The sequence below is a fragment of the Bradyrhizobium sp. CCBAU 45389 genome, assembly GCF_028128625.1.
In the GTDB taxonomy this organism is placed as follows: Bacteria; Pseudomonadota; Alphaproteobacteria; order Rhizobiales; family Xanthobacteraceae; genus Bradyrhizobium; species Bradyrhizobium liaoningense_B.
Map to the genome: position 1 here is coordinate 596651 of NZ_LBIY01000002.1, position 8763 is coordinate 605413.

At 61.3% G+C, this 8763-nt stretch carries 7 protein-coding genes; 2 read left to right on the forward strand and 5 right to left on the reverse strand.

Annotated elements, in window-relative coordinates; all coding sequences use genetic code 11:
* Positions 1-138 precede the first annotated feature (138 nt).
* Positions 139-2520, forward strand: a complete 2382-nt coding sequence (locus XH79_RS02655) for a S8 family serine peptidase (RefSeq protein ID WP_271580538.1) — start codon at positions 139-141, stop codon at positions 2518-2520.
* 65 nt (positions 2521-2585) lie between these two features.
* Here the strand turns inward: XH79_RS02655 and XH79_RS02660 are convergent, their stop codons facing one another.
* From XH79_RS02660 to XH79_RS02670, 3 genes are all read right to left on the reverse strand, one after another.
* The gene (locus tag XH79_RS02660) at positions 2586-5993 is read right to left on the reverse strand and encodes a beta strand repeat-containing protein (protein WP_271580539.1); all 3408 of its coding nucleotides are present in this window, start codon (positions 5991-5993) and stop codon (positions 2586-2588) included.
* 658 nt (positions 5994-6651) lie between these two features.
* Positions 6652-6999, reverse strand: a complete 348-nt coding sequence (locus XH79_RS02665; protein WP_212348301.1) for a hypothetical protein — start codon at positions 6997-6999, stop codon at positions 6652-6654.
* A gap of 66 nt (positions 7000-7065) precedes the next feature.
* Complete coding sequence (locus tag XH79_RS02670) at positions 7066-7503, reverse strand: hypothetical protein (protein WP_212348303.1); 438 nt, start codon at positions 7501-7503, stop codon at positions 7066-7068.
* A gap of 246 nt (positions 7504-7749) precedes the next feature.
* On the opposite strand from XH79_RS02670, the gene XH79_RS02675 reads away from it, so the two are divergent.
* On the forward strand, positions 7750-8196 hold the full coding sequence (locus XH79_RS02675; protein WP_271580540.1) for a hypothetical protein: 447 nt from the start codon (positions 7750-7752) through the stop codon (positions 8194-8196).
* A 16-nt stretch (positions 8197-8212) separates the two neighbouring features.
* Here the strand turns inward: XH79_RS02675 and XH79_RS02680 are convergent, their stop codons facing one another.
* Positions 8213-8440, reverse strand: coding sequence for a hypothetical protein (locus XH79_RS02680; RefSeq protein ID WP_271580541.1), 228 nt, complete (start codon positions 8438-8440; stop codon positions 8213-8215).
* Positions 8441-8481: 41 nt separating this feature from the next.
* A complete protein-coding gene (locus XH79_RS02685) occupies positions 8482-8757 on the reverse strand; it encodes a hypothetical protein (RefSeq protein WP_271580542.1) in 276 nt (91 codons plus the stop codon).
* Positions 8758-8763 lie beyond the last annotated feature (6 nt).

Here is an 8763-nt window from a genome sequence, read left to right on the forward strand (position 1 = left end):
GTTGTCAGCGCTCTGGAACCGCTGATCCCAGTTTAACGGCTCGATTTACCCGCCTTTAATTCGCGCGGCCTTCCGATCCCTGCACCGACGCGCGACATCGCGCGCTTTTTCTTCCGTCGCACAGGGCAAGGAGCTTCAATGGCCAAGCGGGGCGTGAATGATCAGTACGGGAATTTCTCTGAAGCGAATGCAAATGCTCTGGAATGGGAATTCATCGGACTGAACATCGCCTCGGCAAATGTCGGATCGATGGACACTCCGGCGGTGCGCCAGGGTCATGGCATCGAAATGAGCTTTTCGGCTTCGGACGGCGGCGGTCCGGAAAGCTTCGCCGGGAAAAAGGGTGGCGGAGGTGCCACGAGCAGCGGAACGACAGGCGGGAGCACATCGGGTGGAAGTGGCACCTCGGGCACCGGCACTACTGTCGGGCAGGGAAACACGACCACGAAACTTGTAGCCGTAACAATCCTGTCGCCGACCCTGAACCCACCCACCGGCAACAGCACGCTGCCCAGTGACACGTACTTTTACAAGGAATGGAATCTGACCAGTAGCACCGGCGGCATCAATGTCACCAAGGCCTGGCAGAACTATACCGGACTGGGCGTCAAGGTCGGCGTCATCGACGACGGCATCGATTACAACAACACCGATCTTCATTCGCACTATCTCTTCAATCTGGACTATGACGCGACCAACGGCGGGAGCGATGCCTACGGCACGTCGACCGACAGTCATGGGACGACGGTTGCCGGTGTGATCGGCGCCGCGCGTGACGGCAGCGGCACTGTCGGCGTGGCTTACGATGCCGGGATCGCGGGCTTCCGCATCAGCTACGGCACCGGCGGCGGCCCGAGCCAGATTGCCGATGCCTTCACCCACGCGCTCTCGAGCGGCATGGACGTCGTCAACGCGAGCTGGGGCTACACGACCGCCTACTCGGACAACTTCTTCTCGTCTGCGTTCGCGTCGTCCAGGACCGCCATCCTCAATGAGGTCATGTACGGCCGCGGCGGCCTCGGGACCAGCATCGTCTTCGCGTCCGGCAACGGCCGGAGCTCGGGTGACAACGTCAACTACCACAACTACCAGAACGACCCGTATGCCATCGTCGTTGCCGGAGTCGATCCCACCGGACACGTTGCAAGCTTCAGCACGCCGGGCGCAGCGCTCCTGGTTTCGGCACCGGGGGGCGCGTATAGCGACGACCGGGTCGGCAGCGCCGGCTACAACACCAGTGGCGACTACATCTCGATCTCCGGCACGTCCTATTCGGCTCCGGCGGTCTCCGGCGTCATCGCCCTGATGCTGCAGGCCAATCCCAATCTGGGATTCCGCGACATTCAGGATATCTTGGCTTATTCCTCCAAACAGACCGACCCGACCAGCGCCAGTTGGCACGTGAACGGTGCCCATGACTGGAACGGAGGCGGCCTGCACTACAGCGAGGACTACGGCTTCGGACTGGTCGACGCGACGGCGGCGGTTCGGCTTGCCGAAAGTTGGCGCTACCAGAAGACCTACGCCGACATGTCGACGGAATCGGCGACGCATGGTGACAACGCCGCGATTCCGGACGGCATCGGAAGCCTGAGCAGCCAGATCACCTTCGCCTCGTCGCTCAAGGTCGAGAAGATGGTGATCGATCTCAACATCACGCACGCAAGCCCCGGCGACCTCACCGTGACCTTGACCGGGCCCGACGGTACGAGCGCCACGCTCGTCTCTCATCCGGGCGCAGGCACTGGCAGCGGGATCGTGTTCGAGACCACCGCGAACAGCTTCTGGGGCGGCGACGCCAAGGGCACGTGGACCCTGACGGTCACCGACAGCGTATCCGGCAACAGCGGCACGCTGAACGGCTGGACGCTGACGGCGCTGGGCGATGCACCAACCACCCCGACCACCTATATCTACACCGACGAATTCGCGACCATGGCCGGAAGCAACCGCGTCGTGCTCACGGACTCCAGCGGCACCGCACAGATCAACACCGCGGCCGTGACCACCGGCTCCTACCTGGATCTCAATCCGGGAGCGACCGACACCATCGCCGGCAAGACGCTTCAGATCACGTCCACCTCGATCATCAAGAATGTCTGGGCGGGCGTCGGCAACGACACGATCATCGCCAATGATTTCGGCGACACGATCCAGGCCGGCCTCGGCAACAACACGATCGTCACCGGCAAGGGCGCGGATATCCTCTACGCCGCGCAAGCCGCGGGAGGCAGCGACATTTTCATGTTCAATGCGCTTTCGAGCACGACCGACACTATCCTGAACTGGGTGTCGGGCAACAACACCATCAATGTGGGGCAGCTGCTCAGCTCAATCGGCTATGGCGGCAGCAATGCATTCACCGATGGCTGGCTCAGCTTCGTCTCCGATGCGAGGGGCGGCACCAACGTGGTCGTCGACGCGCACAACGGCGCGGCGCCGCAGGTCATCGTGGACATCGTCGGCATCGCGCCGACGCTGCTTCACGAGAGCACGACATCGTGGAGCTTGATCGTGTGATCAAGAAAAAGGCCCCGCAGCGATTTCGCCGCGGGGCCTGCTTGGGACTTCGTAGTTCGTCCCGCCTAGGCGTGATTGGCGATTCCTGCGATCGGATGCAGGCCGATCAGGTTCTGATCTTCCAGGATGCCCCAGAACGCATCCACGGTATTGGCTTGAACGTCGTAGACCGGGCCGCCAAGGCTGTCCTGCCAGCCGATCAGGCTGCCGTCCGTCGATATCACGAAGCCGCCAGTCGAACCGTCGAGCCCATGGTTGTAGGCGGCGAGAGCGTTCTTCAGCCCCTCGCCGCTTGCATACACGGTGGTGGTGACGTCGTTGCCGGCATCGCTGTCGGTATTGGCCGCGATGTAGGACGACTTATAGGAGTATCCGGTCGAAGCCAGCTTCGACCACGAGTCGTCGCTCGAGGACATGCTCGTGCTCTTGAACGTGATGGCACTGCCGTTCAAGGTGTAGTCCGTTCCGGCCGCATCGTTGATGATGGCCTGAACGGCCGGTGACGCCAGATCATTTGCAGTCGAGAAATTGATCTTGCTGTTGCCGTTGCTGAAGGCACCCTGCCCCTTCAGCCACAACACCGCCTCCTCGATCAGGCCGGTGGGGGATGCATCAAAGCCCGGTGCCAGCCCGCCATGCGCCTGATCGTAGATATAGTCGTTGTACTCGTTGAGTTGCGCCGCGACCGCCTGGCTCGCCAGGATGATGCGGGCATCACCTGAGACCGAGCTGTTCGCGAGTATCTGAGCGGAGGCCAGATCAAAGAACAGATGACCCGACTCGCCAGTGACCAGACCGTCATGGTTCAGGTCGCCCATCAAAAGCCCGGAATCCCCGCCTCCGTTGTTGGCGCCTTTCACGAGGCCAAGACTGCTCGAAGGACCGTTCGTCGTGAGCGTGCTGAGATCGTTCGAGCCGGTCTTCGTATCGTGGTCCCAGTCGTACTTCGGAACGACGTTGATCTCCGAGCCGGAGCCTTTTTCGTCGCCGGACGTCGCATCCCACAACGTGAGGTGCGTCGACCAATAGCCCTTGGTCAGGCCGGCCAACGTCACGCCGATCGGCGTATAGCTGCTGGGATCGGTTGCGGTGGGCGTCGTCGAGTCACCGCAATCGTCGGAGACCGCATTGGTCGTGGCTGTGCCGATGTTGGTGTAGGCCGTTGCCCCCGCAATTCCGCTCGCCTTGAATTGCCAGGTTTCGCCGACATCGAGCACGTTGTTGTTGTTGAGGTCGCCGATGTTGTGGGTCGTATCCGACCCCAGTAGATCCGCGTTGGATCCGAACACCGTTGCCGCGGCAAAATCGTCGGCCGTCGTGCCCGTCGTGCCATTGTTGTCGGAAACGCCGACACCGGTCAGCCCGACATTGCCGTCGTTTGTGACCGCGTAGGTCCAGTTGATCACCTGCCCCACCAGGACTTTGGCGGAATCCGCACCATTCGTCTTCTTGTCCAACGTGATGTGCGGAGCGAGCCCGAAGTAGATGGCAGAATCGGAAGGATCGGCGGTGAACGTGTTGCTCGCACCGTCGGTGAAGCTGACGCTGACATCCGCCGTGTTGGTGTTGGGTCCACCGGCAACCCAATCGGCGAGCACGGTGTAGGTCCAGGTCTCGCCGACATCGAGGATGTTGTCGCCCGCCGTCCCGGTACCGGTGTCCGTGTGCGTCCCCAGCGCAAGCTGCGAGTCGGTGACAACCGGGTTCGTAAACGCGACGTTCCCAGTGTTCGTCACCGTAATGCGATACTCGACCTTGCCGTCGGAGTCCTTGAGCAGGTTGATCTTGGTATCGGCTTTCAGGACATCGCCGTCATCCGGACAGATGATGTCCTTGGAGATCGTCAGCGAGGGGTTGGCGCCGAAATAATTGGCGTCGTCCGAGTCGCTCGCGGTCGCGGTGTTTTCACAGTCATCGGTGAAGGTCGCCGATACCGTCGCGGTGTTGGTCTGCTGCCCTTCCGCCCAGGATGCGGTGATTGGACTACCACCGATGGCGTCGACGAGTTCGGACCCGCCGCTGCCGGCAACGGTGACGACCTGGTTGATCCCCAATTTGGAGTCGACCAGGTGAATGTCGAGGGACACGTCGCTATTGTTGGTGATCGTAAAACGATACTGAGGATCGTCGTACCCGGTGAGCAGGACCGGTCCAGTCGGATCGTTGGCGTCGGACCAGGTCTGACCGCCGTCGACGGACACCTCCTTCTTGATGGTGATCGAGTCGGGAGCCACCGTTACGCCGGTGTAGCCGCTGATGTCGAATGCGGTTGGATTGAGATCGGCGGGCGGATTGGCCGGGTTGTAGCCTGTCGCGCTCGTCGTGACGGTCCCCGTGTTCGAGTAGGCGCCGGCAACCGTCGTCCCCGTTGCAGAGTACTGCCAGGTTTCGGCTTCGTTGACACCGGTCGTTGTGGCGTCATCGGCATCCAGGATACCGTTATGATTGACGTCGCCGACGTTGTACTCCTGGCTGTTGAAAGTCACGGTGACGGCAGTCGCAGTGAAATCGTCGGCCGTCGTGCCGGGCGTCCCGTTGTCATCGGTCACAACGACGTTGTTCAGACCCACCGTTCCGGTATTCGTGACCGCGTAAGTCCACTTGACGTCTTCACCCGAGAGCAAGGTCTTGCCGGCGACGCTCTCTCCATCCTCCGGGCAGACAGTGTCCTTGGCGATGGTGACGGTCGCATGCGGGGTGGGTGGAGGCGTGACGTTGCCGGACGCCCGGTACGACCACTCCTCGAAAGTGCCGTCGACCCGCTCGCCGCTGACCCCACCGAAGACCGAATACAGGTATATGTAGGAACTGTTGCTAAGCCCCGCGAAGAAGGAGTTCGGGACGAGGAAGCTGTAGTCCGGATGACCATTGCCGGAGGAGAGGTCGTTGAGCTTGAGCGAGACATCTCCGTCGGCACCTGCATCCATATTCCAGATCAGCGTCGCCGCCACACCGAAGCCGGTGTCGGTGCCGCCAAGTGCACCTATCGGATCGTAGCTGGTGAGTGCCGGATTGGATGAATAGTAAAGCTTGAGAACGTCCAGGGAGATCAGGTTGTTGACGTTCTCGCCCAGATCCAGCCGGAATTCCCTGTAGTCCGTCCCGCCGACGTTGACGATCGCCATCGATCCCAGTTGGACCGAGTGGGTGAAGTTGCCTCCAACCTGATCGAACTGGAAATCCTGCGCACCGGTGCCGGGCTTGATGTCACCGTCGGTGTTGTAGCCCTGTTCGGTGTTATTGTTGCCGGCATTGTGGATCCGCAAGAACGACGGAAACTGACCGGTGCCGGACGAGCCCGTTGAACCGACCGGAATCTGTTCAATGGTCACCTGATTGACCTGGGCCGTAGAGCCCACGGTCGAAAGGTCGACCTGGACCTGGTAGGAAATATCTGTCGTCACGGTGCCGCTGGAATCGGTAAAGGCGGTTGTGGCCATCAGGCCTGCGGTCTGGTCGATCGCGCTCAGCACGAAGGACTCGCCGGCTGCGTCGAAGCCGACGTTCCAGCTCGTCTGAACGACGCCGTTCGCGACGTTGTCGAGATCGCCGGCGCCGCCGTCCGTCACCGTCCATGGCGCATTCGTTCCGGAGACAGGGATGCCATTCACGTCCGTGACTTCAAAGGTGACGGTGTCGCCGACGCCGACGTTCGCGGTGAAATAGGCGGTCGATCCCGGCGCATAATCGGCTTGGTCGGTGCTGATCGAGATGGCCGCGAGCGTGGGATCGGCGATCAACTGAGAGTCGTCGACAAGAACGTACACGCCGCTCGACGGATCGTACTTGTAAATTGCCATGACCTAAGCCTCCAAAAAAATCACAACAAAAATTCCAAAGTCACGTGGGAGGAGGCAGGAATGCCGCCTTCGGTTGCGCACGAAAAAACCGACACGCGCGGACGCGCGTGCCGGCCTATGCAGACCTCCGTCGGCAAAAATCAATCAAAACAGCCCTGCCTGCCCAGAAACTCAAACAGGGAACTTTAAGCAACTCTTTACGATTAATGCAACGTTTACTCGGTAATTTGATAGTGACCGGCCGAGCAGATACCGGGAAATCTCGGCAATTCCCGCTTCCGAAGGTTAAATAATACCCCTCAGCGGATGTGGGTGGAAGGTCGCCTTGCCTTCAGCTTTCGGCTACGGACGGCGAAGCCATCGCCGCGGCCCGCGACTGCGCCGCGCCGTGCAACTCCCAAGCGCGCTGCATCCGCTCGGGTCGCGTTTCCTTCAGCAGCCTTCCCCAGGCTGTGCTGAAGGCCCTGATCGCCGTGTCCCTGTCCTGCGCTGCACCGCTCGCCCATGCCGGAAGGCCCATCGGGATCAGGACGAACCACTCCCAGGAACGATCGGCCCCGCTTGCATCGAGGGCGTGGCGGATCCTGCCGATCTCGCGGCCTTGCGACCAGACCGCGTAGTGATCCGAGATCTCGGGCCATTTCGGGCGAATGCTGAGGGTGATCGCGCTATTTATCATCGTAAATTCTTGTATGAATGGAGTTTAGGTGACGCGGGGCCAACGCTCCGCGGGCAGACAGCCGGTTCAGTCCTTGGGTGTCGCCCGCTGCGCCAGCAATGCATCAGCGCTCTTGGTCAGCCCTCCGGCCAGTTGTTTCGCAGCGTCCGGCGAGAACGCGTAACCGGCCTGGCCTTCCAGCCGGTGATTGAGGATGAAGAGCACGAGGCCGCGGCCGCTCGTGTCCGCGGAAATGGTGCAGTTCTTGGGGATTTCGAACCTCACCTCGTCGGCCTTGCCGGTCGCGCCCGGCTTGGCCTGCGCTGCGGCTTCAGCACCGGGGACGGCTGTTTCGGCGGCAAGTGCCGGCCCCCCGCCATGTGACGCCGCCGGCTGCGCGCCGCCTCGCACCTTTGTCAGTGCCGCGATCAGATCATCGACGCAGTCGCTGGCGAATCTCAGCTCCAGCGCCCCGGTATATTTGCCCGTGGTCTGGACGATGAATTCCTTTTTGTCATCCGACATGGTGGCGGAGCTCACCGCCGCAATCCTGATCGCCATTACTCAATGCCCCGAAATATGGTTGGAGCCTCGCTGGCCCCCTCTTGCCCAGTTCTGTGCCGACTATACCGCCTGGGGCGGCCCGGGATAACACCTCCGCTGGTCGCCCGAAGACCAGGCGCTGGATCAACCTTGCCGCATCCGCCTTGCCGCCTCCACATGAGCGACCTAGGATAAAGCCAAGTTACGGTCAATTCGCATTGCAACACGATGAATATAAATCCAGCTCACCGGATCATTGCAGAGTTGCGGCCGAAGTACGAGATCAAGATCGACCTCGACGAGCGATGCTTCCTGTTTCCGGCCGGAAAGTCGGTCAGCCAGCTGCTGTTGCTATCGGACGGCCACACCATCCTGATCGACGCCGTGTATCCGTTCAACCAGGCGCGCACGCCACCGCGGCTCGCAGCCCTTGATCTCGACGATGCCAAGGAGTTCGGCCGGCGGCTGGTCGAAGCGGTGCATACGGCGCGCACCCAGCTGGTGGGCACCAATGGCATCAGGATATCCATCAACGTCGTCGCCAATGGATATCACCTCCAGTTTGGCGACATGAACGCAGCGACCGAACTGTTTCTCGGCACCGGCTGCATCTGGCGTGTCTGCCAGGGCCTGCTCCGCATCGTCGACCTGATCGCGCCGATCGAATCCAACTGAGGCGGTGCCGGCCGATTCAGGACGCGGTCTCGACCAGCGGCTCCAGATAGCTGCGATGCAGCGTTTGCGGATGCTTGTGGCCGTCCAGAATGACCCGCAGCGCGTTCTTGGTCTGGGCAAAGCCGATGACCCGTCCGGTCCTGCCGTCCAAACGCTTGCTATGCTTGCCGAGGGACCTCACCCGGAAGCGGCTGCCGATCGCAAGATCCAGCACGAGCGCGTCGTTTTCATTCATGGCGATCAACTCTTCATCAAATGTCTTCCAGACACGATCACCCGGTCAACCTACAGGCTACGCTTCTCCACGAGGCTGCTGCAAAGCCGGCGATCATCCTCCGACATGCCGGGCGGCGTCTCCCCATATTTGAAATAGGCCAGGATATGCGCGAGACGGGCGGCGTGCTCGACGGCGCTTCGCCTTTTCGCGCGCTGCCAGGCCGTACGCTGGTGCCCACTCATTGCGAGCTTTGTGGCAGTCTGCACCTCCATGGACAACACCGAGATCAGCGTGCCACGATCGACGTCGACGAGCGAATTCAACAAGACCTCTACGTCACGCATTCAGTT

What these genes read in the sequence shown, in the direction of transcription:
- XH79_RS02655 (WP_271580538.1), top strand. Translation starts at nt 139, where the DNA reads ATGGCCAAGCGGGGCGTGAATGATCAGTACGGGAATTTCTCTGAAGCG.
- XH79_RS02665 (WP_212348301.1), bottom strand. Translation starts at nt 6,999, where the DNA reads ATGATAAATAGCGCGATCACCCTCAGCATTCGCCCGAAATGGCCCGAG.
- XH79_RS02670 (WP_212348303.1), bottom strand. Translation starts at nt 7,503, where the DNA reads ATGTCGGATGACAAAAAGGAATTCATCGTCCAGACCACGGGCAAATAT.
- XH79_RS02675 (WP_271580540.1), top strand. Translation starts at nt 7,750, where the DNA reads ATGAATATAAATCCAGCTCACCGGATCATTGCAGAGTTGCGGCCGAAG.
- XH79_RS02685 (WP_271580542.1), bottom strand. Translation starts at nt 8,757, where the DNA reads ATGCGTGACGTAGAGGTCTTGTTGAATTCGCTCGTCGACGTCGATCGT.